This window comes from Bradyrhizobium sp. 44 (assembly GCF_023073095.1).
In the GTDB taxonomy this organism is placed as follows: domain Bacteria; phylum Pseudomonadota; class Alphaproteobacteria; order Rhizobiales; family Xanthobacteraceae; genus Bradyrhizobium.
On sequence record NZ_JADPIY010000008.1, the window covers coordinates 314,884 to 341,532 of the forward strand.

The 26,649-nt window shown below is 64.5% G+C and carries 25 protein-coding genes; 7 read left to right on the plus strand and 18 right to left on the minus strand.

Features of this window, described 5'->3' with window-relative positions; genetic code table 11:
• The first annotated feature begins 172 nt into the window (after nucleotides 1-172).
• Nucleotides 173-1,366, plus strand: coding sequence for an ABC transporter substrate-binding protein (locus IVB41_RS03450; protein WP_247426709.1), 1,194 nt, complete (start codon nucleotides 173-175; stop codon nucleotides 1,364-1,366).
• A gap of 176 nt (nucleotides 1,367-1,542) precedes the next feature.
• Here IVB41_RS03450 and IVB41_RS03455 read toward each other — a convergent pair whose 3' ends face one another.
• From IVB41_RS03455 to IVB41_RS03470, 4 genes are all read right to left on the minus strand, one after another.
• Complete coding sequence (locus IVB41_RS03455) at nucleotides 1,543-1,929, minus strand: MAPEG family protein (protein WP_247426712.1); 387 nt, start codon at nucleotides 1,927-1,929, stop codon at nucleotides 1,543-1,545.
• A 95-nt stretch (nucleotides 1,930-2,024) separates the two neighbouring features.
• Nucleotides 2,025-3,107 (minus strand): lipocalin-like domain-containing protein, encoded by a 1,083-nt coding sequence (locus IVB41_RS03460; RefSeq protein ID WP_247426716.1) that lies wholly within the window; start codon nucleotides 3,105-3,107, stop codon nucleotides 2,025-2,027.
• A complete protein-coding gene (locus IVB41_RS03465; protein WP_247426718.1) occupies nucleotides 3,097-5,559 on the minus strand; it encodes an FtsX-like permease family protein in 2,463 nt (820 codons plus the stop codon). Before IVB41_RS03465 ends, IVB41_RS03460 begins: the two co-directional genes overlap by 11 nt.
• Nucleotides 5,556-6,209, minus strand: coding sequence for an ABC transporter ATP-binding protein (locus IVB41_RS03470; protein ID WP_247426723.1), 654 nt, complete (start codon nucleotides 6,207-6,209; stop codon nucleotides 5,556-5,558). Before IVB41_RS03470 ends, IVB41_RS03465 begins: the two co-directional genes overlap by 4 nt.
• Nucleotides 6,210-6,354: 145 nt before the next feature.
• Here IVB41_RS03470 and IVB41_RS03475 point away from each other — a divergent pair, with 145 nt between their 5' ends.
• Nucleotides 6,355-7,701, plus strand: coding sequence for an MFS transporter (locus tag IVB41_RS03475; protein WP_247426726.1), 1,347 nt, complete (start codon nucleotides 6,355-6,357; stop codon nucleotides 7,699-7,701).
• 76 nt (nucleotides 7,702-7,777) lie between these two features.
• Here IVB41_RS03475 and IVB41_RS03480 read toward each other — a convergent pair whose 3' ends face one another.
• The 10 genes from IVB41_RS03480 to soxX form a co-directional block, all read right to left on the minus strand.
• Nucleotides 7,778-8,986 carry an MFS transporter gene (locus tag IVB41_RS03480; protein ID WP_247285261.1) on the minus strand — a complete coding sequence of 403 codons (1,209 nt, stop codon included), beginning with the start codon at nucleotides 8,984-8,986 and terminating at the stop codon, nucleotides 7,778-7,780.
• Nucleotides 8,987-9,284: 298 nt separating this feature from the next.
• Entirely contained in the window at nucleotides 9,285-9,458 is a 174-nt protein-coding gene (locus IVB41_RS03485; protein ID WP_197031101.1) for a hypothetical protein, read from the minus strand.
• Between the two features lie 86 nt (nucleotides 9,459-9,544).
• Complete coding sequence (locus IVB41_RS03490) at nucleotides 9,545-10,582, minus strand: MBL fold metallo-hydrolase (protein WP_027565962.1); 1,038 nt, start codon at nucleotides 10,580-10,582, stop codon at nucleotides 9,545-9,547.
• 272 nt (nucleotides 10,583-10,854) lie between these two features.
• Nucleotides 10,855-11,310 (minus strand): hypothetical protein, encoded by a 456-nt coding sequence (locus IVB41_RS03495; protein ID WP_247426729.1) that lies wholly within the window; start codon nucleotides 11,308-11,310, stop codon nucleotides 10,855-10,857.
• The gene (gene soxB / locus IVB41_RS03500; RefSeq protein WP_247426732.1) at nucleotides 11,307-13,058 is read right to left on the minus strand and encodes a thiosulfohydrolase SoxB; all 1,752 of its coding nucleotides are present in this window, start codon (nucleotides 13,056-13,058) and stop codon (nucleotides 11,307-11,309) included. The genes IVB41_RS03495 and soxB overlap by 4 nt, the downstream gene beginning before the upstream one ends.
• A 55-nt stretch (nucleotides 13,059-13,113) precedes the next feature.
• A complete protein-coding gene (locus IVB41_RS03505) occupies nucleotides 13,114-13,419 on the minus strand; it encodes a hypothetical protein (protein ID WP_247426736.1) in 306 nt (101 codons plus the stop codon).
• Nucleotides 13,416-14,279, minus strand: coding sequence for a sulfur oxidation c-type cytochrome SoxA (soxA, locus tag IVB41_RS03510; protein WP_247426739.1), 864 nt, complete (start codon nucleotides 14,277-14,279; stop codon nucleotides 13,416-13,418). Before soxA ends, IVB41_RS03505 begins: the two co-directional genes overlap by 4 nt.
• Nucleotides 14,279-14,590 (minus strand): thiosulfate oxidation carrier complex protein SoxZ, encoded by a 312-nt coding sequence (soxZ, locus tag IVB41_RS03515; protein WP_204513134.1) that lies wholly within the window; start codon nucleotides 14,588-14,590, stop codon nucleotides 14,279-14,281. Before soxZ ends, soxA begins: the two co-directional genes overlap by 1 nt.
• 15 nt (nucleotides 14,591-14,605) lie before the next feature.
• Nucleotides 14,606-15,097, minus strand: coding sequence for a thiosulfate oxidation carrier protein SoxY (soxY, locus tag IVB41_RS03520; RefSeq protein WP_247426742.1), 492 nt, complete (start codon nucleotides 15,095-15,097; stop codon nucleotides 14,606-14,608).
• A 37-nt stretch (nucleotides 15,098-15,134) separates the two neighbouring features.
• Nucleotides 15,135-15,488 (minus strand): sulfur oxidation c-type cytochrome SoxX, encoded by a 354-nt coding sequence (gene soxX / locus IVB41_RS03525; protein WP_247426746.1) that lies wholly within the window; start codon nucleotides 15,486-15,488, stop codon nucleotides 15,135-15,137.
• Between the two features lie 259 nt (nucleotides 15,489-15,747).
• On the opposite strand from soxX, the gene IVB41_RS03530 reads away from it, so the two are divergent.
• Entirely contained in the window at nucleotides 15,748-16,419 is a 672-nt protein-coding gene (locus tag IVB41_RS03530; protein WP_247426764.1) for a DUF938 domain-containing protein, read from the plus strand.
• A 114-nt stretch (nucleotides 16,420-16,533) separates the two neighbouring features.
• Here the strand turns inward: IVB41_RS03530 and IVB41_RS03535 are convergent, their stop codons facing one another.
• Nucleotides 16,534-18,603 carry a prolyl oligopeptidase family protein gene (locus tag IVB41_RS03535; RefSeq protein ID WP_247426767.1) on the minus strand — a complete coding sequence of 690 codons (2,070 nt, stop codon included), beginning with the start codon at nucleotides 18,601-18,603 and terminating at the stop codon, nucleotides 16,534-16,536.
• 218 nt (nucleotides 18,604-18,821) lie between these two features.
• Here IVB41_RS03535 and IVB41_RS03540 point away from each other — a divergent pair, with 218 nt between their 5' ends.
• Both IVB41_RS03540 and IVB41_RS03545 read left to right on the plus strand, forming a co-directional pair.
• Nucleotides 18,822-20,069, plus strand: a complete 1,248-nt coding sequence (locus tag IVB41_RS03540; RefSeq protein WP_247426769.1) for an MFS transporter — start codon at nucleotides 18,822-18,824, stop codon at nucleotides 20,067-20,069.
• Nucleotides 20,070-20,210: 141 nt separating this feature from the next.
• A complete protein-coding gene (locus IVB41_RS03545) occupies nucleotides 20,211-21,443 on the plus strand; it encodes an MFS transporter (protein ID WP_247426773.1) in 1,233 nt (410 codons plus the stop codon).
• 126 nt (nucleotides 21,444-21,569) lie between these two features.
• Here IVB41_RS03545 and IVB41_RS03550 read toward each other — a convergent pair whose 3' ends face one another.
• On the minus strand, nucleotides 21,570-22,064 hold the full coding sequence (locus tag IVB41_RS03550) for a VOC family protein (RefSeq protein WP_027565950.1): 495 nt from the start codon (nucleotides 22,062-22,064) through the stop codon (nucleotides 21,570-21,572).
• 91 nt (nucleotides 22,065-22,155) lie between these two features.
• Nucleotides 22,156-22,701 carry a carboxymuconolactone decarboxylase family protein gene (locus IVB41_RS03555; RefSeq protein WP_027565949.1) on the minus strand — a complete coding sequence of 182 codons (546 nt, stop codon included), beginning with the start codon at nucleotides 22,699-22,701 and terminating at the stop codon, nucleotides 22,156-22,158.
• Nucleotides 22,702-22,838: 137 nt separating this feature from the next.
• Here IVB41_RS03555 and IVB41_RS03560 point away from each other — a divergent pair, with 137 nt between their 5' ends.
• Together IVB41_RS03560 and IVB41_RS03565 are read left to right on the plus strand one after the other, a co-directional pair.
• Entirely contained in the window at nucleotides 22,839-24,053 is a 1,215-nt protein-coding gene (locus IVB41_RS03560) for an acyl-CoA dehydrogenase family protein (RefSeq protein ID WP_247426776.1), read from the plus strand.
• Nucleotides 24,054-24,196: 143 nt separating this feature from the next.
• Nucleotides 24,197-25,336 carry an acyl-CoA dehydrogenase family protein gene (locus IVB41_RS03565; RefSeq protein ID WP_247426778.1) on the plus strand — a complete coding sequence of 380 codons (1,140 nt, stop codon included), beginning with the start codon at nucleotides 24,197-24,199 and terminating at the stop codon, nucleotides 25,334-25,336.
• 258 nt (nucleotides 25,337-25,594) lie between these two features.
• On the opposite strand, the gene IVB41_RS03570 is transcribed toward IVB41_RS03565, so the two are convergent.
• The gene (locus IVB41_RS03570; RefSeq protein WP_247428979.1) at nucleotides 25,595-26,632 is read right to left on the minus strand and encodes an amino acid ABC transporter substrate-binding protein; all 1,038 of its coding nucleotides are present in this window, start codon (nucleotides 26,630-26,632) and stop codon (nucleotides 25,595-25,597) included.
• Nucleotides 26,633-26,649 lie beyond the last annotated feature (17 nt).

Genomic DNA, 26,649 nt, shown 5'->3' on the forward strand with positions numbered 1-26,649 from the left:
GAATGCAACCGATGGATTCCGCGGTATGGGTCCCGGCCTTCGCCGGGACGACAGCATTGGGTTGGACGCCGATCTTTCCTACTAACGGCCTAGGCCGAAATGGATGGGCACCGCCGGGGTTCTTCACTAGTATCCGCGCGATTTCAAAACAGAAAACTGCTGGGAGCAACCTATGAAATCAGCACTTTTGGCCGCTGTCGCAATTTCGGCCTTGCTGGCGGCCGCGCCGGCCTATGCGCAAGGCGTCAAGATCGGTATCCTCAACGACCAGTCCGGCGTCTACGCCGATTACGGCGGCAAATGGTCGGTCGAGGCCGCCAGGATGGCGATCGAGGATTTCGGCGGCGAGGTGCTGGGTCAGAAGGTGGAGCTCGTCACCGCCGACCACCAGAACAAGCCGGATCTCGCGACCTCGATCGCGCGCCGCTGGTACGATGTCGAGAACGTCGACATGATCACGGAGCTGACGACCTCATCGGTCGCGCTCGCGATCCACGAGCTCTCCAAGGAAAAGAAGAAGATCGACATCGTGGTTGGCGCTGCGACCTCGCGCCTCACCGGCGATGCCTGCCAGCCCTATGGTTTCCACTGGGCCTATGACACCCGCGCGCTCGGCGTCGGCACCGGCGGCTCGCTGACCAAGGCCGGCGGCGACAGCTGGTTCTTCCTCACTGCGGACTATGCCTTCGGCTACGCGCTGGAGAAGGACACCAGCGAGATCGTCACCGCCAATGGCGGCAAGGTGCTCGGTTCGGTGCGCGTGCCGCTCAACTCCTCGGACTTCTCCTCCTTCCTGCTCCAGGCGCAGAGCTCGAAGGCGAAGATCGTCGGCCTTGCCAATGCCGGCCTCGACACCACCAACTCGATCAAGCAGGCGTCCGAGTTCGGCATCGTCACCGGTGGCCAGAAGCTCGCGGGCCTCTTGATGACGCTCGCCGAAGTGAACGGCCTCGGCTTGCAGGCCGCGCAAGGCCTGGTGCTGACCGAAGGCTATTACTGGGACATCAACGACCGCACCCGCAATCTCGGTGAACGCTTTCTCAAGCGCACCGGCCGGATGCCGAACATGATCCAAGCCGGCACCTATTCGGCGACGCTGAGCTATCTCAAGGCGGTCAAGGCCGCTGGCACCAAGGATCCGGATGCGGTCGCCAACAAGCTGAAGGAGTTGCCGGTCGACGACGACTTCGCGCAAGGCGGCAAGGTGCTCGAGAACGGCCGCATGGTCCACGACATGTATCTGTTCGAGGTCAAGAAGCCCTCCGAATCGAAGAAGCCCTGGGACTATTACAAGCAGCTCGCGGTCGTTCCCGGCGAGAAGGCGTTCTTCACGGCCAAGGAGAGCGGCTGTCCGCTGACGAAGTAGGGCCAGGACCGCGCCAATAACTCCTATGTCGTCCCGGCGAAAGCCGGGACCCATAACCCCAGGGAGAAGTTGTGGGCGCGAACTGGTAACTCCGAGTCATCGTCAAACCACATCCCGTGGTTATGGGTCCCGGCCTTCGCCGGGACGACTCTGAGTGTGTGGCGGTTGCCCGCCCCTCACACCAGCCGCAGCACCACCGCGCCCAACGCCCCCGCCCACAGCGCAATCGCCGCGACGCCCTGGATCATGAAGCCCGGGCCGCGTTTAGCGGCAGCCTTCGAATAGCCGATGAAATAGACAATGCGGCCGATGATCCACACCGCGCCGATGCCGGCCGCGATGGCGTCGCCGATATAGATCGCGAACAGCCACAGCGCCGGCAGGACGATCGGCATCCATTCCAGCGTGTTCATCTGAATGCGAAACGCGCGCTCGAATTCCGGATGGCCTGACGTGGCCGGCACCTTAACACCGGTCTTGGTCCGCGCCCGCGAGACATTGATGCAGGTGAAGAAATAAAATGCGATCGCCAGCAGCGTGACGAGGGCGGTGAGACGATACATCGTTGGTTTCCTTAAAGCGTTTTCGAGCGAAGTCGACACCCGGCCCGCGTAAAGAAAAACGCGTCAAAACGAGGATCTAGACAGGTCGCGCTTCTTCAATACCCGGTCAGCTCGAGATAGCCAACGCCGTCATGCGTGCCGGCAAAGCTGATCGGCCCTTCCCAATAGGAAAAGCCTGTCCCCATCCACGCCTTTGGATTGAGCGGCTTGCACTGGATCGAGAACGACCGCGAGGGGATCGCGATCTGCCATTCCACCGGCAGCTTGTGTCCCGCGACCTCGGCGGTCGCCTTCGGAGTCATCTGGATGTCGTCGCCCGCAATCATGTGCGTATCGCCGGCGGCGGAGATCCAGTTGCCGAACGGATGATTCCGGCCGTCCTTCTGGCGCAGCCGGTACAGCATCAGCTTGTCGCCGGACGCGAGATGCAGCGACAGCCAGTCCCAGCCGGTCTGGTCGGTGTCGAGCGGCTGGCTGCTCCATTCGCGGTCCATCCAGGCCTGGCCGGAAACATCGACCGTCCTGTCGTCGATGGTGAGCGTGCCGCGGGCGCGATAGAACGGCTGGCTGTAATAGTAGGAGGCCTGTCCGCGCTCCGACTTGCGGCTGTAGCCGCGATCGCCTTGCAGCACCACCGGACGATCGGCCTCCAGCGTTAGCGCATAACTGAAGTCGGCGCCCGCGGCCGTCAGCGTCAGCGGCGCCAAAGTGCGATCTTCGGTGCGCTCGGATCCGTTCATCGCCCAATCGTCGATCCAGGCCGAGAACGGTTTCGCGGTGACGCCGGCCTGCCCCACACCGCCGCGGGAAAACAGCTCATTGAAGCGGTGGGTGTCGGCGCGCGTCACCGCGGCATGCGCCATCCACACCTGTTGATTGGCCCAGCCTTCTCCCTGCGGCCCCGGTTGCGTCGCCTGCCGGAACAGCGTCCATTGCAGGCCGCAAGCAGCGCCGCTGCTATCGACGAGATTCGCCGTGAGATACCACCACTCGATGCGAAACTCAGGATGCGGCCCGTGATCGCCCGGAAAGGCGAATGTCTTTCCCGGCGTGACCTTGGCAAAGCCATCGGCCGTCTCGCCGAGCCCGGCATAGCCTTGCGCGCCCGCGCGGCGGACTGCCGCGAGCGCGGCGATGCCGCCGGCGAAGGTGCGCCGCGATATCCCGTTAGCGCTCATTGGCAAACACCTTGACGAGGCTCGCCGGCTGCATCCGGGCCAGTCGGATCATCGGCAGCAGGGCGGCAAGCAACGAGGCGAACAGCGCGACTGCGACCAGCTCGACCAGTTGCAGCGGAAACACATGGAACGGCAGCCGCCAGCCAAAGGCCTTCACGTTGACGATCGCGATCAGGCACCACGCCACCAGCAGGCCGAGCGGCACGGCCAGGAGCGACGTGAACAGCGCGACCGACAGCGTCTTGGTCAGCTCGATCGCGGCGAGGCGTGGCCGCGTGATGCCGATCGCCCAGAGCGGTGCGAGTTGCGGCAGGCGCGAGTTCGCCAGTGTGAGAAGGCTGGTCAGAAGCGCGATCCCGGCGACGCCGAGCGTGAACGCGTTCAGCGCCGACGTCACCGCAAAGGTGCGGTTGAAGATCCGGATCGATTCCGCCTTGACCGTCGCCTGGTCGGCGACGCTGCGGTCGTCGAGCGCAAACTGCTTCTGCAGCGCCGTGATCAGGCCGGGGATATTCTCCTTCGCGACGATGAGACCGATGCGCGTCTGCGGCGTCTGCGGAAATTGCCGGATCAGCGCCGCGACGTTCACGGCAAGCTGGCCCTTGGGATTGCCGTAGTCGGCATAGATGCCGACGATGTCGAGCTCCCAGGTCCCGCCCGGCGCCGGCACCTCGATGACATCGCCGACGCGGACGTTGAGACGGCGGCTCAGCTGCTCGCTGATGAAGGCGGCATTGCCGGGCACGAGCCGGGTCCAGGCACGGGGCGCGGCTTCCAGCAGCGGCCAGCGCTCGCGATAGAGCGCATGATCAGGCAGGCCGAGCAGCTCGACCGGCTGGCCCTGCACCTGCGCCTCGGCGCGTCCGCCCGACAGGATCGCCTGGACATCGCTGCGCTCCTTCAGCCAGTTGCGGATCGCGACGCCTTTGGCGTTGTCGGAGGCGCTGATGTAGACGTCGGCTGCGAGCCGCCCGTTGAGCCAGCCGACGAAGGTGCGGCTGAACGTTTCCACCATGGTGGACACCCCGACATTGACGGCGAGCGCGAGCAGCAGCGCCATCAGCGCCAGCGACAAACCCGAGAGCTGCTGCCGGCTGTCCGCCCAGAACCACAGCGCGAGCGGTTTTCGCGCGGAACGCTGCCCGGTCCGCAGGATGATGTCGAGGAAGGCCGGCAGGATCAGCGCCGCGCCCAGCATCAGCGCTGCCAGCACGCCAAAGCCTGCGATCAGCGATTGCCCGTACTGGAGCAGCAACAGCGCGACCGCGAACACGGCGCAGGCAGCTCCGCTTTGCAGGATCAGCCAACGGCGCTGTCTCTGTTGCCAGGCGCGCGGTTGCGCGGTCGCCAGCACCGGCATCCTGACAGCCTTGATCAGGCTGGTCGCCGCGGCCACCAGCGCACCGGCAATGCTGATGCCGATCCCGGCGAGCCACCATTCAGGTCGCAAGCTGAGCTGCCCCGGGATCTGCGCGCCATAGAGTCCACGCAGGGATGCTGCGACGTCGGGCAAGAGCGCGGCCGCAATGAAATAGCCGCAGGCAAGCCCGATCAGGCCTGCGATCAACGACAGCGCCACGAGCTCGACAACCAGCACGGTGTTGACCAGTCGCGCCGAGGCACCGCAGGCCCGCAGCGTACGCAGCATCGGCAGCCGCTGCTCGAAGGCGAGGCCGACGGCTGAATTGACGATGAAAAGACCGACGAAGAACGACAGCAGGCCGAACGCAGTGAGGTTGAGATGAAAGCTGTCGGTGAGGCGCTCCAGCTCAGTCTCCGCATCCGGCTCAACCCGCTGCAAGCGGTCGCCGACGACGCTCGCTAAGGGCGCGGGCTTGCCCTTCGGCTTGCCGATCAAAAGCCGCGAGATCTGGTCCGGCTTGTTCAGCAGCCGCTGCGCCACGCCGATATCGACCACGAGCACGTCGGGCACGAGCTGCGGCAGCACCCGCAGCGGCGGCAGTTTTGCGCCGTTGCTGATCGCTGGTGCCGCGCCCTCCTGCTCCTGCAAATCGCTCAGCGTTTCCTTCGCCACCAGCGTCTGGCCCGGCGGCGCGACGAAGCTGCTGAGATCGGCGGCGCCGAGCCGAGGTGCATTGCCGACATCGAACGGCAGCGTCACCGGCTCGATGCCGAGCAGCCGGACCGAACGCCCGTTGACCTGGACCCGTCCTTCCAGCATCGGCGAGACCGGCCAGCCGGCGCGGCGGAGCTTGACGAACAATTCCTGCGGAAAGGTCGCGGCATCAGGCGCGACCAGCATCGGCGTGCGCGCGCCGCCGAAGGTTGCCGCGGCGCGGTCATAGGCGTTGCGGGCCTGCTGGTTGATCGCCTGCACGCCGCTCCACAGCGCAGTCGCCGCGATCAGCCCGATCAGGAGCGTCGCGAACTGCATCTTGTGGCGCCGCCAATGACTGAGCAGCACGGCGAGGACCCAGAGCGCGCGCCTCATGCGATCCGCCCGGCATGCAGGTTGACGTGGCGATCGAGTGTCGCGGCCAGATGCAGGCTGTGCGTCACCATCAGAAAGCCGCAGCCGGTGCGCGTGACGAGGTCGCGCGTCAGGGCCAGCACGTCCTCGGCGGTGGCCTCGTCGAGATTGCCGGTCGGCTCGTCCGCCAACAGCAAGGACGGCTTTGTCGCCAGCGCCCGGCCAATCGCGACCCGTTGCTGCTGTCCGCCCGATAATTGTTCTGGATAACGCTTGAGCAGGCCGCCAAGCCCGAGACGTTCGATCAGCTCTTTGTACCAAGCTGCGTCGTACCGGCCGGCGATCCGCGCCTGAAACACCAGATTGTCTCCGACCGACAGACTCGGGATCAAATTGTACTGTTGAAACACCAGGCCGATCCGGTCGCGCCGCAGGCCGGCGCGTCCCGCATCGGACAATTTGGTGACCTCGGTATCTTCCAGTCGGATCGTGCCGCCATCGGCGGCATCGAGCCCTGCAATCAGGTGCAACAGCGTGCTCTTGCCGCTGCCGGACTCGCCGGTCAGCGCGACGCGTTCGCCGGCCTTGAGGTCGAGATCGACGCCACGCAGCACATGGACCGGCTCACCGGCCGAAGAGAACGTCTTGGAGAGGTTTCGGATGCTCAGCACGATGAATGGCGCCGGACGGAATTAGCGGAATTGCTGCGTAGCACACTTGCTGCGGAAATGCCGGGTTGCGTTGGTCTTGAAGCCGTTGTTAGCTCCTAAGAGGACCAAATCAAAAAAGTGCCAAAAAGGGACGACGGGGAGAACGATGAGCGCTCAGGCAATGCAGCCCGCGGCGGGCAAGATGACGGGGATGTCCAAGGAAACGTCCAAGGAAACGCCAAAGGGTGCCTGGACCGTTACATTTCTCCTGTTTCTTTTCATGCTGGTGAACTTCGCCGACAAAATCGTCGTCGGTCTCGCGGGCGTTCCGATCATGACCGAGCTGAAGCTCGAGCCCGAGCAGTTCGGTCTGCTCGGCTCGTCGTTCTTCTTCCTGTTCTCGATCTCGGCGATCGTGGTCGGCTTCATCGTCAACAAGGTACCGACCCGCTGGGTGCTGTTGACGCTCGCGGTGATCTGGGCGCTGACGCAGTTTCCGATGGTCGGCACCGTCTCTTTCACCACGCTCGTGATCTGCCGCATCGTGCTCGGCGCCGGCGAAGGCCCGGCGGCCTCGGTGGCGATGCACGCAGTCTACAAATGGTTCCCCGACGAGAAGCGCACGATGCCGACCGCAATCCTGTCGCAGGGTTCGGCCTTTGGCGTGATCCTGGCGGTCCCGGCGCTGAACTGGATCATCGTCAATCATTCCTGGCACTATGCGTTCGGTGCGCTTGGAATCGTCGGTCTGATCTGGGTCGCCGCCTGGCTCGCACTCGGCAAGGAAGGCCCGCTGGACACCCACGCATCGGCCGTGATCGAACCGAAAATACCCTATCTCCAGCTCCTGACATCGCGCACCTTCATCGGCTGCGTGACCGCAACCTTCGGCGCCTATTGGGCGCTGTCGCTCGGGCTCACCTGGTTCACGCCCTTCATCGTCAAGGGCCTCGGCTTCTCGCAGTCTCAGGCGGGCTTCGTCTCGATCCTGCCTTGGGTGTTCGGTGCGACCATCGTCATTCTCACGGGCTGGATCTCGCAGGTGATGCTGGCACGCGGTTACACGTCGCGGATCTCCCGCGGCGTGCTCGGCTCGGTGCCGCTGATCGTCGGCGGCCTGATCCTCGCGATGATGCCGCACGTCCAAGGCGCCGGCCTTCAGATCGCCCTGCTCGTGGTCGGCTCGGGCCTGTGCGGCGCGATCTACGTCGTCTGCCCGCCCATGCTCGGCGAGTTCACGCCGACGTCGCAGCGCGGCGCGGTTCTCGCGATCTATGGCGCGCTCTATACGCTTTCGGGCATCATCGCGCCGCTGGTGATGGGTAGCGTGATCCAGCGTGCCGGCAGCATGCTCGACGGCTACATGACCGGCTTCACCATCAACGCCGCGATCATGGTCGGCTCCGGCCTGCTCGGGCTGCTCCTGCTCTGGCCCAACACGGAAAAGGCCAGGCTGACCGGTGGAGCTACGCCGCAGGCCGCGCCGCTGAAGAGCGCGGTGTCGCCGACGTAAGGGGCGGGCTCCGCCAAACCCAATTACAATCGTCGTTCTGGCCTGGCGCGCAATTGCGCTCCAGGCCGGGACACGATTAGGTTTGCGGCCGCCGCTTCCGCTCCGTGAACGGCGACAGCACCACCGTCGCGAGCATGAAGATCACGGACGCCCCGAACACCCAATGCGGCGCGCTCTGGTCCATGATCCAGCCGAACAGCAGCGGGCTGACGATGCCGCCGAGATTGAAGCCGGTGGAGACGATGCCGAAGGCGCGGCCGGCCGCGCCGGGAGGTGCTGCATTGCGCACCAGCATGTCGCGCGAGGGCGCGATCACGCCGGAGAGGAATCCCGCGGTCGCCATCGTGGCGATCAGCGCCCAGCCCGGCAGCGTGACCAGCGCGATCAGCAGCACGATCGCCGCGTTCGCAGCAAAGCAGGCGGCGGCGACATAGCCGTGGCGCTCGGTGTGGTCGGCAAGGAAGCCGCCCGCGAGCACGCCGGCGGCGCTTGCACCAAGGAAGGCGGTGAGCGCAACATTGGCCGCGGAATAGGTGACGCCATAGCCACTCATCAGCGCTACCACGCCGAAATTGTTGATGCCGGCGACCGACAGGCTGAGCAGCATGAACAGCGCCGTCAGCGTGATCAGCGCCGGCGTGATCACGGCTTGTTTAGGTGCGTTCTCGGTGCCCGGCTTGGTCTTGTGCGCGCCGGCATCGGGAATGTTCATCGTCACCAGCAACAGCGCGACCAGAACGCCGATCGCGCCCGATGCGATCAGCGCACCGGCGCCGCCGGACACGATGACCATCGCGGCGACGATCGCGGGCGCCACCGCGCCGCCGAAATAGCCGGCAAAAGTATGGATCGAGAAGGCGCGGCCCATCCGCGCTTCATCCATGTGCTCTGCAAGGATGGCGTAATCGGCGGGATGGTAGACGCTGTTGGCGAGCCCGAGCAGCACGGCGCAGGCGATCAGCGAGGTGTAGCTGAGATGCAGGCCGAGCAGGATCAGCGCGAAGCCGCCGAGGGTGAGACCGCCCAGCAGGATCCGTCGCGCGCCAAAGTGGTCGACGAGATAACCGGTCGGCGCCTGCGTCAGCCCCGACACCACGGCCGACACGGTGAGCGCAAAGCCGAGCTCGACATAGCCGACGCCGAGTTGATTCTTGAGGAACGGAAACAGCATCGGCAGGACCAGCAGATGGAAATGGCTGACCCAATGCGCGATCGAGATTCCCGTCAGCGTGCGTAGCGCGCTGTCCGCCTTGCCTTGCTGCGGTGCGGCGAGAACGTCGACCATTGCAGTTCCGTTTTATGTACTTTGGAGACGCGCAAACTATCGGGCAGAGCGGTTATTTGTCCATGAACGCAGGCGCATGGCTGGTAGTGGGGGCGGGGCGAGAGGGGGGTCATGAGAATGGCGAGGACGGTGGCTCCACATTGTCGTCCTGGCGAAAGCCAGGACCCATTACCCCAAGGGGCAGTTTGGCGGAGGATCATCGTCCGGGACTGCGATCCGTCATAATCGAGAGATCACGCGGTATGGGTCCTGGCTTTCGCCAGGATGATAGTTGAGAGCGTGGCAAGAGCCGAGCCCCTCAAAACGGCTCGTCATCCGGCCCGTAGCGGTCGCGCTTCGGGGTCGCCATGTCGCCGTCCTCGTAATCATCGTCGTCGGTGTCGAGCGGAGGCGGAGGCTTCTTCGCCTTGTCTTTTGCTGGCGTGTCGTCCGCAATTTTCGGCGGCGCGCTCGGCTTGCCGATCTTGGCCATGGCTGGTCCCGGATGGTGATGCTGCATCCGTCTAGCCTGAATATATGGGCAGCTGCTGATTTATCTCAAGAACGGCGGCAAGACGGTCAGTGCACCACCGGCCCGCCGGCCTTCTTCCAGGCATCGATGCCGCCGGCGATGTGGGCGGTGTTAGTGAGCCCGGCCTCCTTGGCGGCGGCGACCGCCATCGCAGAGCGTTCGCCGAAGGCGCAGAAGAACACGACGCGGCGGCCGGTGGCGGCCGCGACCTCGCGCAGCATGCCGCCGGGCTTGAGGCTGTCCTCAACGGACGGATAGGGCGTATGCAGCGCGCCTTCAAGCATGCCGTGCTTCATCCGCTCGTTGGTCTCGCGCAAATCGACCAGCAGGATATCGGGACGGCCGAGGCTGCGGATCGCCTCGACGGCGCGGAGCGCGCGGCCCTCTTTCTCCAGCTCCTCCTGATGCAGGCCGACATGCATGTTGGCGGGCACCGCGACGTCCATCATCTTCGGATTGGGCAGCTTCAGATTGGCCATCAGCTCGATATAGTCGTCGACCGAGCGGACCTGGAGCCGCGGATTGTAGCGCTTCTCCTCGCCGATGGTGGAGACGGTGTCGCCCTTGTAGTCATGCGCCGGGAACACCATCGTCTCGTCCGGCAGCTTGAGCAGGCGGTTGAAGATCGAATCGTATTGCGCGCGCGACGAGCCGTTCTGGAAATCGGTGCGGCCGGTGCCGCGGATCAGCAGCGTGTCGCCGGTGAAGACGCGGTCGCCCATCAAATAGGAATAGGAATCGTCAGTGTGGCCGGGCGTGTACATCACGTCGAGCGCCAGGCCTTCGATCGTCACCTTGTCGCCGTCGGCAACCCGCATCGCCACCACGTCGGCCTTGGTCTGGTCGCCCATCACGGTCATGCAATGGGTGCGGTCGCGCAGCTCGCCGAGGCCGGTGACGTGGTCGGCGTGCAGATGGGTGTCGACGGCCTTAACCAGCTTGAGGTCGAGCTCGCGCAGCAGCTGGCAGTAGCGGTCGACCTTCTCCAGTACGGGATCGAGGATCAGCGCCTCGCCGCCGGGGCGGCTCGCCAGGAGATAGCTGTAGGTACCCGAAACACTGTCGAAGAGCTGGCGGAAGATCATGGCGAGGCCCGGCGTGAATTACCCGGAGATTCTACTACATTTCGGGCTCACAAGAGAAGCAATTCACTGTGTAAGCAACAAAATTTGGAAGATTTTTATTCCTGTGACGAGCGAGTGGGCGTCACCTGGCCACCGCTGTCATTCCCCGCGAAGGCGGGGAATCCAGTACGCCGCGCCCTTTCCGTACCCCTCGCCGTCTCGGAGTACTGGATCGCCCGCCTTCGCGGGCGATGACACCGGCTGTGCCGCGACGCCTTGCCCCGACAAAAGGCTCAGGGCCTCACCAGCGTGTACCCGTTCTCGCTGAGAAACAGGATCTGCCCGACCCCGACCTGCACCGGCGTGGCGGCGGGGATGAACTCCGGCCGCTTGCCGGTCTCCCGCTCGATCGTGTCGATGGTGTTGAGGCAGATGTCGAAGCGTACGCCTTGCGCGATCAGGCTTTCGACCTGCTTGCGGCGTTCGCTGCCTGACAACAGGAGATCGATGCCGGGACCGAACGCCACCACCTCGATCGCGACTTTGTCGGGGTCGTAGGCTTTCAGCAAATTGTTGGCGACGCTGAGCACCAGAGCCTGCTTCCTGGCATCGCCATCGGAGAGCTGCAGCACGATCTTGTGCTCGGCGAACGGCTTGTCCTGGAGCGGCACCTGCTGCGCGAAAGCCGGCGGCGCCGCCCAGGCGAACAGCGCCAGCAGCATCGCGGATAGGGTTTGCGACCGCATCATCCCTGTCCTGCAATGCCCGGATTACCCTCGACGCCCTTTAGCGTGACGCCGGAGCCGAGCCGCTCCTGAAACATCCGGCCCGAGCGCAGATATTTTGCCACCACATCCCACACCGGCGCGCCTTGCTGGCTGTTGACCGAGGCCCAGCCCGCGACCTTGTATCGGTGGCTGGCACTGAGCGCCTTGCCGCCATTGAGCTTCAGCTCCGAGATGCGGCTGCCGATCGGCGCTGTCGGCATGCAGGTGTAGCTGAGCCCGCCGGCGCGCACCATGTCGCCGCCCTGCTGGTAATAGGGATCGGTGTTGAAGAGGTTGTCGCAGACGTCTTCCAGCACGTCCTTGATCTGGGCTCCGGTCATCTCCTGCACATAGGTCTCGGGATAGCTGATCGCGGTTTCCGCGAGCAAATCCTCCATCGTCAGCGCCTGGCCGGAGAGCCCGGTGACGCCCCAGCGGAAGCCCGGCGACAGCGCGATCTCGGCGTTGAGCTCGGTGCGCAGCGCGCTGCAGATCAGCTCGTCGACTGGGCCGGCGAAATTGTCGCGGCGATACAGCAGGCGATCGGGCGTCGCGATCTTCTCCAACCAGTCGGTGACGAAGGGCGCCCGCAACCGGCCGATCAGTTCCGCCATTGCGGGATCGGGCTTCAACAGCTCGGAATAGACCGGCAGCAGATGATATTTGACGTCGCCGACCTTGCCCTTGTCGAGCGCGAGATCGAGCACGGCAAGGAATTTTCCGTTGGAGCCGGCATTGGTGACGAGCGTCGTCCCGCTCGCATTTTTCACTGCGATTGGCTGCGGGATCGCATCATGGGTATGGCCGCCGAGGATGACGTCGATGCCGGTGACGCGGCTTGCGAGCTTGAGGTCGACGTCCATGCCGTTGTGCGACAGCAGGATGACCGCATCGACCTTGTCGGCGCCGCGCAAGCCGTCGACATGCTTCTGGAGTTCCTCCTCGCGGATGCCGAAGGTCCAGTCCGGCGTGAACCGTTTGGGATGCGCGATCGGCACGTAAGGGAAGGCCTGGCCGACGATCGCGACGCGATGGCCGCCGAGCTCCTTGATCACGGAGGGCTTGAACACCCGCCCCGTCGCCTTGTCGAAGGCGGCGGCGTCGTTGAATGCCGCTTCCTCGGTCAGGAAAACGTTCTGCGCCAGAAACTCGCCCTTGAAGCGCGCGAGATTGTCGCGCAGCGCCTGCTCGCCGTAGGTGAATTCCCAATGCCCGGTCATCGCCTCGATACCGAGCAGGTTTGCGGCCTCGACCATGTCGCGGCCCTGCATGATGTTGGCCAGTCCCGAGCCCTGCCAGAGGTCGCCGCCGTCGACGAGCACGGAGTGCTTTTCGCCGACATCGCCGCGCAAGCGGTCGATCAGCGTCTTCAGATGGGCGAAGCCGCCGAGCTTGCCGAAGCGGCCTGCGGACTTCTCGAACTCGAAGCAGCTGAAGGCATAGGCGTCCGCGCTGTCGGGCCTGATGGCGAAACGGTCGAGGAAGGCGCGCCCGACCAGATGCGGCGGCCGTCCGGCCATCTCGCCGATCCCAATATTGACGCTGGGCTCGCGAAAATAGACCGGATTGAGTTGCGCATGCGTGTCGGTGAGGTGAAGGATCCGCGCATTGCCGAACCGTTCGAGGTCGTAAATGCTCGCGGCCTCAGCACCGCGCGCAAGCCGTGGCAGGCTGAACGATGCGGCAGCAAGGCCTGCATTCTTCAGGAAATCGCGGCGGCGGATCGCCATCCAGAAATTCTCCGCGCCCTCTCATGGCCGCAAGGCTGTTGCACAAGCGAACAGTCTAGCGGATTTCCATCGCCTTCCAGGCTTCTTTTTCGGAAATCGCCTGGAAGACCGACGCCTTCGCCAGCGCCTCGGCCTCCCTGGCTGCGGCCACGGCGCGGTCGAAATCGCCGCCATCGGCCGCCTTCTTCGCGGCGGCCAGCGTCGAGACGGTCACGGTCCACTGGTTGCGCATGCCGGCCGCCTCCTTGGAGGAGGCCTCGGCGGCGGCATAGGCCGCCTTGTAGTCTGCCTCATTCGCCGCGTGCGCCGCCGGCGCGAAGCGCAGGGCAAGCAGCATGGCGAGAGCAAGTGACCGCTTCATGGCCGCGCTCCCGGTCCCGATATCGGCAGGCCGTTGGCGACGTAGGACAGGAAATATTCGACGTCGCGATATTCATCCACCTGCGGCTCCAGCGGAACCGCGCGGGTCTGGCTGTTGCAGGTAACGAAGCGGCGGCTGGTCGTTCCCATGCCGCTCCATTCGGAACGGTAGATCGGCATCGCGTTCAGAATGCCGAGCGCCGGCGCCAGGATCTCGGCGCGGATGCGCTCGCCCGGGCTCTGCACATGGCAGCTCGCGCAGGAGAAATTCAATTGGCCGCGGCGCGTGTAGAAATAGCGCTTGCCGTTCTCGAATGCCGCGAGCGCGCGAGGATCGTCGGGGATCGTGATGTCCATCGGCTTGCCGCGCGAGGTGAAGGCCATGTAGGCGGTGAGCGAGGCCATCTCGTCCTTGACGTAGGAATAGGGCGCCTCGCCATTGGCCTCGCGGCAGCGGTTGAGCGCCAGCTCCAGCGTGACGACCTTGCCTTCCTTCTCGTCGAAATAAGGATAGTTCTGGCGGATGCCGATGCCGCCGTTCGGGAAACAGTCGGCATAGGTCTTGCCGTTCTTGAACGGGGTGGCGAACATCTCCTTGCCGGCGTCGAGCGCGAACTCGTAGGGCGGGAATTCCTCCTTCTCCTGCCACTGCCGCTTCATGTCCTCGTTCATGGAATAAGGACCGTTGACGAAGTCCTCGTGCTTCACGGTCGGGAACTTCTGGAAGAAGAAGTTCTGGAACGCCTTGGCATCGGCGACGGGATCGACCTTGTCGGCCGCCACCACGCGCGGAGAGGTGAGGGCCAAGGCGACGAGCGCGGCGCTCAACGAACCAAGCAGGATGGAGGTGCGGGCGTTCATCACGAGATCTTCGCGGTGGTGGTGTCCGACGCACCCTTGTTATCGGTCCAGGAGACCTTGAGATCGTCGCCCTTCTTAGCGCCCTTGAAGCTGAACTTGACGTAGGGGTCCTTCGATACCGCGGTGCCCCAATCGGCAACGAAGACGTCCTTGCCGTTACATTCGAATTTCAGCTGCTGGATGTAATGCGCCGGGATCAGCTCGCCCTTGGCGTCCTTGACGAAGCCGGTATCCATCGGGTGCTGGATCAGCGCCTGCACCTCGGTGATATCGCCGTTGGCGGTGGCGCGAACGCGAATGCTGGATGCCATATCGATCTTCCTCGCTTAGCCGCCGCAGCCGCCGACGGTGACCTTGACCTCTTTGGTCGCGCTGTAGAGCTTGCCGTCGGCCTCCACGATCGCGACCACGTTGGTGGTCTTGGCCATCTTCAGCCGGTTGGCGACAGCAGCGATCGTGCCTTCGGGAATCCTGTAGGACGCGGCCAGCGCGCTGGGATTCTCGGCCACGAAGAACGAGATCGATGTGACCTTGTCGAGCGTCGTCGTCACCGAGATCGGCACCACGCCGCCGTTCTCGGCGATCTCGGGGGCGTCCAGCTTGACCTTGTCGGACGGCTCGGCGGTTTTGCCGTAGAGCGCCTTGATGGCGTCCGCCTCGCTCTTCTGCTTGAAGGCCTCTTCCGGATATTTGTCGTTGGCCGCGGCGCGCGCGGGCGCGGCGCCGAACGGCAGATTGCCGAGGCCGAGCAGCGCGACCGAGGCTGCGCCTTGAAGAATCAGCCGGCGCGTCGCGCTTGGGCCGGTGAGTGTGGTCATCTCGGGTCTCCCAACCAATCTCTTGGCGTGCCTGAAGTCACAGGGTCTGCAGGAAATCAACGATCGCGCTGATCTCCTGTTCGGTCAAAATCCGGTTCCGGCCGAACGGCGGCATCATGGTCTGCGGATTGCGCTTGGCCTCGTCGAAGATGATCGCGGCCAGCTCGTTGCGATCAGGGTACTTGGCCTTGAGGTCCTTCAGTTCCGGCCCGATCGTTCCCGGCAGGTCGCCACCCTTGATCACGTGGCAGGTCAGGCAATTGCCCTTGCCGCGGTCGAAAGCGAGTTTCTGGCCGTCGGCCACAACGGACTGCGCCCACGCCGGGCGGGCGAGGCCGGCGGCAATGACCAGCAAGATGAACAGAACGGGCGTCCGGGAAAAGGCGGTCAAGGCGTCATTCCGAAGCGTTATATCGATGGTCTCGATCGCGAAATAGAAGCGTTCCAAAGCACAAAGGGCACCGCCTGACAATCAAGACTATGCACGCGACAAAATGAAGTTAATATCTTCCCCATTGCAACTAATGAGATTATTTGTTCAGCCGATTTGGCCCGAGAGTTAAGGGTCGTGGCGCGGGCCGGCTGTTTCCTGAGCGTTTGGGCGCTCATCCTGTTTTCAACGCGTTCTCGTTTTTTCAAGGGGACCTCACTTGGCTGAATATGTCGTCGAATTCGGCAGGGATGGCGGTCGGGTCGAGTCCGACGGGCGGCTCGACGCGCCGGCATTTCATCGCAATCACGAGCCGCTCTGGGCGGCACTGGAAAAACATCTCGCCGGCTGCACCGGCAACGTGGTCGAGCTCGGCAGCGGAACCGGCCAGCACGTGGTTCACTTCGCCCGTCACACGCCCGGCCTGATCTGGTGGCCCAGCGATCTCAACCAGCGCCACCTCAAGAGCATCGAGGCCTGGCGCGTTCATTCAGGCCTGAAAAACATCCGCTCGCCGCTGCGGATCGATCTCACCGATCCGGACTGGTGCCCGGAGATGAAAAACGGGCAGGCGCCGTCAAGTCTTGCCGCATTGTTCTGCGCCAATGTCATCCACATCGCGCCATGGAGCGTCGCCGAGGGCCTGTTCGCCGGCGCCGGCCGCTATTTGCGGGCCGACGGCAAGCTGTTCCTCTACGGCCCCTTCAAGCGCGGCGGCAAGCACATCGCGCTCAGCAATGCCGTGTTCGACACGTCGTTGCGTGAAGGCAATCCCGACTGGGGCGTGCGTGATATCGCCGACGTCGAGGCGCTCGCCCGCGGCGCAGGTCTTCGCCTCGTCGATACGATCGACATGCCCGCGAACAATCTGACCTTGGTATTCGCGCGATAGAAGCTCGTCATGCCGGGCTTGTCCCGGGCATCCACGTTCTTCGTGCACCAGCCAAGGCGTGGATGGCCGGGTCAAGCTCGGCCATGACGATCCGAAGACGTCAGCGCCGCAACGCTAGCCCTCGCCATCCCTCCAGCCGATCTTGTCCTTCAAGAACCGAAAGCCAATCACCTCGAACCCGGCGCGCTCCTTGTTGTCCTTGCCGTAGCCGTGGCCGCCCGCTTCAGGCTCGTAGAACCAGGCCTCGTAACCCATGGCCTGGAGCTTTGCGGCCATCTTGCGCGCATGCCCGGGATGGACACGGTCGTCGCGCCGCGTGGTGGCGATCAGGATCGGCGGATAGGGCTGGCCGGCTTTGACGTTGTGATAGGCGGAGTAGGTCTTCAGCCAGTCCCACTCCTCCGGCTTGTCGGGATCGCCATATTCCGCGATCCAGCTCGCGCCGGCGAGCAGCTTCGTGTAGCGGCGCATGTCGATCAGCGGGATGGTGCAGAACAGCGCGCCGAAACGTTCGGGGTAGCGCACCAGCATGTTGGTGATGAGGATGCCGCCGTTCGATCCACCCTGCGCGGCGATGCGCTTTGCTTTGGTCACGCCGCGGCGGACGAGATCGGCGGCAACGGCTGCGAAATCGTCGTGCGACAGTTTCTTGCCGGCGAGCCGGCCGGCATCGTGCCAGCGCGTGCCGAATTCGCCGCCGCCGCGCAAATTCGCCTGCACCGTCGTGCCGCCGCGCTCCAGCCACAGCTTGCCGAGCGATGCGTTGTAATACGGCTTCACCGAATGGGCGAAGCCGCCATAGGCGCTCATATAGACCGGTGCATCGCCGGTCTCGCCGCTGGGGCCGGTCTGCACATAAGGGATACGCTCGCCGTCGATCGAGATCGCCTCGTGCTGGGTCACCACGAGGCCGTCGGCGTTGAATGTTTTCGGCGCCTGCTTCAGCACGGTCGGGCTCGCGACGCCGCGCTCCATCAGCAGCAGCGACGGCGGCGTCAGCGGATCCTGCACATTGGCAAGCAGGTCCCCATTGCTCTCGGAGGGATGGCGATCCAGCGGCCAGATGTCGACCACGCCGATCTGCGGCAGGCCGCCGAGTGACTCGCGGCTCCAGCTCGTGGCGGATGGCGTGCAGATCTCGAATTGCGGCTGGAGCTCGTCGAGGATCGACAGCACCAGCCTGCCTCCGGTCCAGAACAGACCTTGCAGGGCTCGGCGAGATTCCGGCTCGAACAGCACCGCGAAATCGCGGCTGCCGGCGAGGAACGCCGAGAGCGACATGCCGAGCACGGTGTCGGCGGCATAGGTTTTCCCCTCGATCGACCAGGCTTCGCGCAGCTTCATCGCGAACCAGTCGCCATGCGCCTGCAACCAGATGCCGGTCGGCAGATCGAGCTTTGTCGTCGTGCCGTCCGCGCCGCGCAGCCAGAGCGCATGATTGAAGAAATCGATCTGGTCGACGATCCAGCTGCGCGGGGCCGCAGCGGTGTCGTCGACGATGCCGGAGATCGCCATATGATCGGCCGTGGTCTCGATGATTATTTGCGCCTGATCGACAGGCTGGCCGCGCCGCCACAGCCGAACCGTCCGCGAATATCCCGAGCTCGTCGCCATGCCTTCGCCATAGGCGCTCGACAGCAGCAGCGTGTCGCCATCGAGCCAATCGGCGCCGCCCTTGGCTTCCGACAGCGCAAATCCGTCCGCGACGAAACTCTTGGTGTCGAGGTCGAATTCCCGCAAGGTCACGGCGTCGCTGCCACCGCGCGACAGGCCCAAAATGGCGCGCGCGCTTCCCTTCTGTGTGGTGATTCCGCTCAGCAGCCAGTCCTCGCCTTCGCTTGCCGCGAGCTGGTCGACATCCAGCATGATCTCCCACGTGGGATGCGGTTTGCGAAACTCCGCGAGCGAAGTCTTCCGCCACAGGCCGCGCGGGTTGGTGGCGTCCTTCCAGAGGTTGTGCAGTTCGTCGCCGCGCCGGCTGACATAGGGAATGTTGTCGGGACGATCGTAGATCGCCGCGAGGATGTCACGGTCGCGCGCGAAGGCCGCTCCGCCGAACGCCTCGAGCGTCAGGCTGTTCTGCCGCGTGACGAAATCGAGCGCCTGCTTGCCTTCGATCTCCTCCAGCCAGAGCCAGGGATCGTCGTCGGGAGTGCTGAGCGTAGGCCTGTCGTCGACGGACATGAACGAAACTCCGGAAGGTCGCGGCGGATAGGATTTGATCGAGCGCAAACCGTCAAGTGCGCGGCCCATTATCATCGGCCCGATTGCGTCAGAGACATGGCCTGCGCCCGTTTGCGCCGGTTGCCCGGCCTCCCGCGCCCCGCCATAGTGCCGGGAATCAAGCGAGCCCTTGAAAGCCTTTAAAAGCCCCTCGAAAGCCCGTTGGGGCGGAAATGCCGATGCTGGATGTGACTGCAGCCAATGAGATCGCCGCCGACACCCGCGTGCGCGCCAATGTGGTGCGCCTGGCCGCCGCGCAGGCGCTGACTGGCGCCAACTCGGCGGTGATCTTCGCCACCGGCGCGATCGTCGGCGCGACGCTCGCGCCCGACGTCTCGTTCGCGACCGTGCCGATCTCGATGTACGTGCTCGGCCTCGCCGCCGGCACGCTGCCGACCGGCGCGATCTCGCGCCGCTTCGGCCGCCGAATGGCTTTCATCGTCGGCACAGGTCTGGGCGCGCTGACCGGTCTGCTCGGCTCGTTCGCGATCCTGCACGCTTCGTTTCCGTTGTTCTGTCTGGCGACTTTTCTCGGCGGCCTCTACGGCGCGGTGGCGCAGTCCTATCGCTTCGCTGCCGCCGACGGCGCCAGCGCTGCCTATCGGCCCAAGGCGGTGTCCTGGGTGATGGCGGGCGGCGTGTTCGCCGGCGTGCTCGGTCCGCAGCTCGTGCAATGGACCATGGATGTCTGGCAGCCTTATCTGTTTGCCTTCAGCTTCCTGGTCCAGGCTGCCGTCGCGCTCATCGCGATGGGCATCGTCGCCGGGGTCGACATGCCGAAGCCGGCACCGGCCGATCTTCACGGCGGGCGGCCGCTGCTCGAGATCGTGACCCAGCCGCGCTTCATCGCGGCGGCGCTGTGCGGCGTCATCTCCTACCCCATGATGAATCTGGTGATGACCTCGGCGCCGCTCGCCATGAAACTGTGCGGCTTGAGCGTTTCCGATTCAAATTTCGGCATTCAATGGCACATCGTCGCCATGTACGGGCCGAGCTTCTTCACGGGCGCGCTGATTGCCCGCTTCGGCGCGCGCAAGGTCGTTGCCGCCGGCCTGCTGCTGGAGGCTGGCGCAGCCTGCATCGGCCTGTCCGGCATCACCGCGATGCATTTCTGGGCCACGCTGGTCGTGCTCGGTGTGGGGTGGAATTTTTCCTTCATCGGCGCCTCCGCGCTGGTGCTGGAGACGCATCGGCCGCAGGAGCGCAACAAGGTGCAGGCCTTCAACGATTTCCTGGTGTTCGGGATGATGGCGATCGGCTCGTTCTCGTCCGGCCAATTGCTCGCCAGTTACGGCTGGTCCGCGGTGAACATGGTGGTGTTCCCGCCGGTGCTGCTCGGCCTCGCCGTGCTCTCGCTGGCGTCCTTTGCCCGCCGTCGCAAAGCGCGGCTGGACGCGGCGATGGGCGAGTTCCCGGATGCGATCTGAATTGGCGGGAGGCTGTCAGCAGCGTTGATAGTTCGATCCAGGTCGAAGTGATTTCCGGGGCTTGGGTTGTTACATGATGCTCGTCATGAACAGGCGAGCGTGAAGCACGGCGCTCGCGGGGGAAACGAAGGACAAGCGCAAATGCTCGACAATCCCCGGCACAACGCATCCATCGACGAATCCTCTCTCCGCTACGAAGGCTGGCGCATCGTTGCGGTCTGCTTCCTGCTCGCGACCTTCGGCTGGGGGCTCGGCTTCTACGGCCAGAGCGTCTATGTCGCCGAGCTCCAGCGTGCGCACGGCTGGTCGGCCTCGCTGATCTCGTCCGGCACGACGTTCTTCTATCTGTTCGGCGCGCTGCTCGTCGTCTTCGTCGGCGAAGCCGTCAACAAATACGGCCCGCGCCTTGGCCTGATCGCGGGCACGCTGGCGATGTCGGCTGCCGCGGTCGCGATCGGCGCGGTGCGCGAGCCGTGGCAGCTTTATCTCGCGAATGCCGTGCTCGCCTTCGGCTGGGCCGGCACCAGCCTCGCCATGATCACCAACACGATCAGCTTGTGGTTCGACCAAAAGCGCGGCATGGCGATCAGCCTCGCGCTGAACGGCGCAAGCTTCGGCGGCATCGTCGGGGTGCCGCTGCTGGTGACCCTGATCGGCCATGTCGGCTTCGCAAGCGCGATGTTTACCGTCGCCGGTGCCATGCTGGCGCTGCTCGTGCCGGTGATCCTGATTGTCGTCGGCCGCCCGCCCGATCTCCATGGCCGGCGCGCAGCGACGAGAGCGAAGCCGCAATCGTCGGCGCAGATCCGCAGCCAGGCCTTGCGCGACGTCGGCTTCCTCACCGTAACCATTGCCTTTGCCTTGGTGCTGTTCGCGCAGGTCGGCTTCATCGTCCACCTGATCTCGTTCCTCGATCCCGTGATCGGGCGCGAGCGCGCGGCCGTCGCGGTTGCGGTGCTGACCGCGATGGCGGTGATCGGCCGGGTGCTGTTCTCGCTGGTGATCGACCGCCTCAACCAGCGGCTTGCCTCGGCCCTGTCGTTCCTGAGCCAGGCCGTGGCGCTTCTCGTCGTCATCAATTTGCACAATGATTACGTGCTGATCGCGGCCTGCGCATTGTTCGGCTTCTCGGTCGGCAATCTCATCACGCTGCCGTCGCTGATCGTGCAGCAGGAATTCGATTCCGCCTCGTTCGGCGTGCTGATCAGCCTCAACACCGCGATCAACCAGGTGACGTATGCGTTCGGCCCCGGCGTGGTCGGCGTTCTGCGCGATTTTTCCGGTGGCTATGAGCTGCCGTTCTATCTGTGTATTGCGCTGGAGCTGGCGGCGGCGGCGTTGATCATGGTGCGGGGGCGAAAATCCCAGTCGTGAGCGACGGCGCTTCAACAAACTCCGTCATTGCGAGGAGCTCTTGCGACGAAGCAATCCAGGCTGCCTCCGCAGAGACAGTCTGGATTGCTTCGCTGCGCTCGCAATGACGAGGGGCGGCAGCGGAGCTCACGCCTCGCGCTGCTTCAGCAGCTCCTCCACATCCAGCCGCTTCGTAAACATCGCGAGCTTCCCGTCCGGCCCGAACGGCCATTGCTCCCGCGGCTTGTCCCAATACAGCTCCACGCCGTTCTGGTCCGGGTCGCGCAAATACAGCGCCTCGCTGACGCCATGGTCGCTCGCGCCGTCGAGCGCAATGCCGGCCGAGAGCACGCGGTGCAGCGCATCCGCCAGCGCCGGCCGCGTCGGATAGAGGATCGCGGTGTGATAGAGCCCGGTCGTGCCCGCCGGCGGCGGCGAGCCGCCCTTGCTCTCCCAGGTGTTGAGCCCGATGTGGTGATGATAGCCGCCGGCCGAGATGAAGGCCGCGCCGGAGCCCATGCGCTGCATCAGCTCGAAACCGAGCACGCCGCAATAGAAGCCGAGTGCGCGATCGAGATCGGCGACCTTGAGGTGAACGTGGCCGATCCTGGTGCCGGCGGCGACGGCTTGGTTCTGCGACATGCGGCTGCTCCGTTGATGAACTCCACATAAGTGCGGGCTTGGGACAGTGCTACCGGCCTATCCAGAAATCCAGCGTTTCCGGATAGGCAACTTACGACAGCTCCCGCACCTCGCCCTCCGGCAGCTCGAACTCAAACGTGTTCAGCGTCATCGACACCAGCGTGTAATAGCCGCAGAGACCAATCACCTCGACCACGCCGCGCTCGCCGAGCAGCTTCACCGCCTCGTCATAGAGGCCCTTCTCGACGCCGTGGCCCTCATGCAGCGACTTTGCGACGTCGTAGATCATCTTGCCCTTGGGATCGTCGAAGACGGGCGTGCGGCGGTCGCGGATGGCATCGATGATGTCAGGGGCCATGCCGCCGGCAAGCGCGAGGCGCTTGTGCGCGTACCATTCGTAATGCGCGGTCCAGTGCCGCGCCGTCACCAGGATCGCGATCTCCGAGAGCTTCGCGGGGAAGATCGTATCGTAGCGCAGGACCTCGCCGAGCCGCGTGGCGTGGCGGGCCATGTCGGGGCTGTTGAGCCAGGCCATCATCGGCGCCGGCGGCTTGCCGCGCTTGCCGGCAATCGACTCGTCATAGGTCTGCCGCTGGCTCTCGTTCATTTCGCCAGGCGAAAGAAGTTTCAGGCGCATTGTTGTTTCCTCTTTGTTTTCAAGCTTCGCCGTCGCGGCGACTATAGCGGATGCGTGACACGGAAGTGGTTGAATTCCGCGGGAGCTTGGCCCAGAGTCGCGGCCAACAAGCCGATTTAGATTGATGGAAACGACCAATGACCGACGCCAGGGCCAGCGAGACTGAGACCGCCGATCTCGAAACATTCCGCAGCGAAACGCGCGCCTGGCTCGAGGCCAATTGTCCGCCGGAGATGCGCAAGCCTGCAACGTCCGATGCCGACGTGTTCTGGGGCGGACGTAATGCAAAATTCTCGTCGGAGCCGCAGCGCATCTGGTTCGAGCGCATGCGCGACAAGGGCTGGACCGTACCCGATTGGCCGAAGGAGTACGGCGGCGGCGGCTTGAGCGCGGCCGAGCACAAGGTGCTGCGCGCGGAGATGGGACGAATCGGCGCGCGTCCGCCGCTGTCGAGCTTCGGGATCTGGATGCTCGGGCCGGCGCTGCTGAAATACGGCAACGATGCCCAGAAGAAGGAGCATCTGCCGAAGATCGCCGCGGGCCTGATCCGCTGGTGCCAGGGCTATTCCGAGCCGAACGCCGGCTCCGATCTCGCCTCGCTGCAGACCCGTGCCGAGAGCGACGGCGATGATTTCGTCATCACGGGGTCGAAGATCTGGACGTCCTACGCCAACTACGCCGACTGGATCTTCTGCCTCGTCCGCACCGATCCCGCCGCGAAGAAGCATGACGGCATCAGCTTCATCCTGTTCGACATGACATCGAAGGGCGTGACGACCAAGCCGATCCTGCTGATCTCCGGCTACTCGCCGTTCTGCGAAACCTTCTTCGACAATGTCCGCGTGCCGAAACCGCACGTGGTCGGCACCGTCAATCGCGGCTGGGACGTCGCAAAATATCTGCTCCAGCATGAGCGCGCGATGATATCGGGCATGGGCGAGCGCGGCGTCGGCCGTCCGCTCGGCCAGATCGCGGCCGATTCCGTCGGCACCGATGCGCTGGGACGGCTCGACGATTCCATGCTGCGCGGCCGGATCGCCAGCTTCGACGTCGATGAAGCCGCCCTTGCAGCCTGCGCCGAGCGCGCGGTCGATCTCGCCAAGGCGGGGCAGGCGCATCCGGCGTTCTCGTCGGCGATGAAATATTACGGCACCGAGCTCAACAAGCGCCGTTACGAGATCCTGATGTCGGCCGGCGGCGTCGATGCACTGGAATGGGAGAGCGAGCGTTCGAAGCAAGGCGCCCGTCCACGCGCCTGGCTGCGGACCAAGGCCAACTCGATCGAGGGCGGCACGACCGAGGTCATGCTCGGCATCGTCGCCAAGCGCATCCTCGATCTGCCGGGGGCGTAGACTTCCCGTCATTCCGGGGCGCGCGAAGCGCGAGCCCGGAATCCATTTCACCGCGTATATGCCCCCTGATGGATTCCGGGCCTGGCCCTTCGGGCCATCCCGGAATGACCAAGACAAAACAGATTTCGAATCGGAACGCACCCATGGCCCTCGTCCTCACCGAAGAACAATCGATGCTCCGCGACAGCGCGCGCGGGTTGATCAGCGACAAGGCGCCGGTGTCGCATTTGCGGCATCTGCGCGACAGCAAAGACCCCGCCGGCTTTTCCAAGGAGTTTTGGCATTCCTTCGCCGAGATGGGCTTTGCCGGCTTGCTGGTGCCGGAAGAGTTCGGCGGCAGCGGCCTCGGCTATGTCGAGGCCGGCGTGGTGATGGAGGAGATCGGCCGCACGCTGATGCCGTCGCCCTTCCTCGCCACCAGCGTTGTCGCGGCCTCGGCGCTGAACCGTGGCGGCAATGCCGCGCAGAAGTCGGAATATCTGCCGAAGATCTCCAACGGCTCCCTGCTGGCGACGCTCGCGATCGACGAGGGCGCAAAACATCGCCCGCTTCAGACCAGCCTCCAGGCCGTGCGCGCCGGCAACGGTTTCAGGCTCTCCGGCGCCAAGGCGCTGGTGGTCGACGGTCACGTCGCCGATCTTCTCATTGTCGCTGCGCGCACCGCCGGCTCGGCCGGCGAACGCGAGGGGCTGACGCTGTTCCTGGTCAACCCAAAGGCCAAGGGCGTTGCGATCGAGCGCACCATCATGGTCGACGCACACAATGCGGCGCGGCTCGAGCTTGCCAATGTCCAGGTCGATGCCGACAGCGTGCTCGGCGAAGTCGACCAGGGTGGTGCGCTGCTCGACGGCGTGCTCGATATCGGGCGCGGCGCGGTGGCCTCAGAAATGGTGGGCCTGAGCGAAGAGGTGTTCAATCGCACCGTCGAGTACCTGAAGAGCCGCAAGCAGTTCGGCAAGCTGATCGGCGAATTCCAGGCGCTGCAGCACCGCGCCGCCGAGCTCTACGTCGACATCGAGATCACCCGCGCCGCCGTGATGAAGGCGCTGCAGGCGCTCGATACGGACGTCGCCAAGGCCGCATCAACCGTCGCAGTGGCAAAGGCCCGCGCCGGCACCACCGCCACGCGCGCGGTGCAGGAAGGCGTGCAGATGCATGGCGGCATGGGCATGACCGACCAGTTCGACATCGGCTTCTTCATGAAGCGCGCGCGCGTGTGCGAGGAACTGTTCGGCGATGCCAATTACCACACCGAGCAGCTGGCGCGTGCGCGGGGGTATTGAGGCGTACCGTCGCGTCGCATTCGGTGTCATCGCCCGCGAAGGCGGGCGATCCAGTATTCCAGAGACGGCAGAGATCTACCGAGAGGCTGCGGCGTACTGGATCGCCCGGTCAAGCCGGGCGATGACAGTTGAGAGTGTGGACAGCGCTTGCCCCAAGCTCGTCATTGCGAGGAGCACTTGCGACGAAGCAATCCAGACTGCCTCTGCGGAAGATCCTGGATTGCTTCGCTTCGCTCGCAATGACGGCGGAAAGACCTCCTACCGCACCGGCGGTGCATACTGCACGCCGCCTGCATTCCACAGCTGGTTCATGCCGCGCGGGATCTTCAGCTTCGACTTCTCGCCGATGTTGCGCTCATACATCTCGCCGTAATTGCCGACGTGGCGGATGATGCGGACCACCCAATCCTTGGTGAGGCCGAGCTGCTCGCCGTAATTGCCCTCGGTGCCGACCAGCCGCATCACTTCCGGCTTCTTCGACTTCAGGGCCTCGTCGATGTTCTCAGAGGAGACGCCGAGCTCCTCGGCGTTGATCATCGCGTAGAGCGTCCACTTCACGATCATCATCCAGTCGTCGTCGCGCTGGCGCACGACGGGGGCGAGCGGCTCCTTGGAGATCATGTCCGGCAGGATCATGTGGTCGCCGGGCTTCGACAGGTTGATCCGCAGTGCGTAGAGTTGGGAGACGTCGGCGGAGAGCGTATCGCATTTGCCGGTGTCGTAGGCTTTCACGACGTCGTCCAGCTTGTCGAACTTCACCTCTTCATACTTCATGTTGTTGGCACGGAAGTAATCCGCGACGTTGAGCGCGGTGGTGGTCCCGGTCTGGACGCAGACTTTGCTCTCGGTCAGGTCCAGCGCGGTTTCCTTGTTGCGCGCGCGCGGCAGCATGAAGCCTGCGCCGTCGTAATAGGCGACCGCGGGGAAATAGAGGTCGTAGTCGAGCTCGCGCGCCATGCTCCAGGTCGAGTTGCGCGAGAGGATGTCCACCTTTCGGCTCTGCAATTCCTTGAAGCGCTCGTTGGCATCCAGCGCGACGAACTTCGCCTTGCTCGGGTCGTTGAAGATCGCGGAGGCCACCGCACGGCAGAAATCGACGTCGAAGCCGGTCCAGTTGCCCTTGTCGTCGGGGATCGAGAAGCCCGGCAGGCCCTTGTTGACGCCGCACAGCACTTCGCCGCGGCGGACGGTGCGCTTCAGCGTGCGGGTGTCGTAGAATTCATAGATGATGGCCAGGACGGCGACCAGCACGGCGACTGCGAGCCCGATCAGCAGGCCGCCACGAAAAGTGCGCATCATGTTGCTCTCTCGAA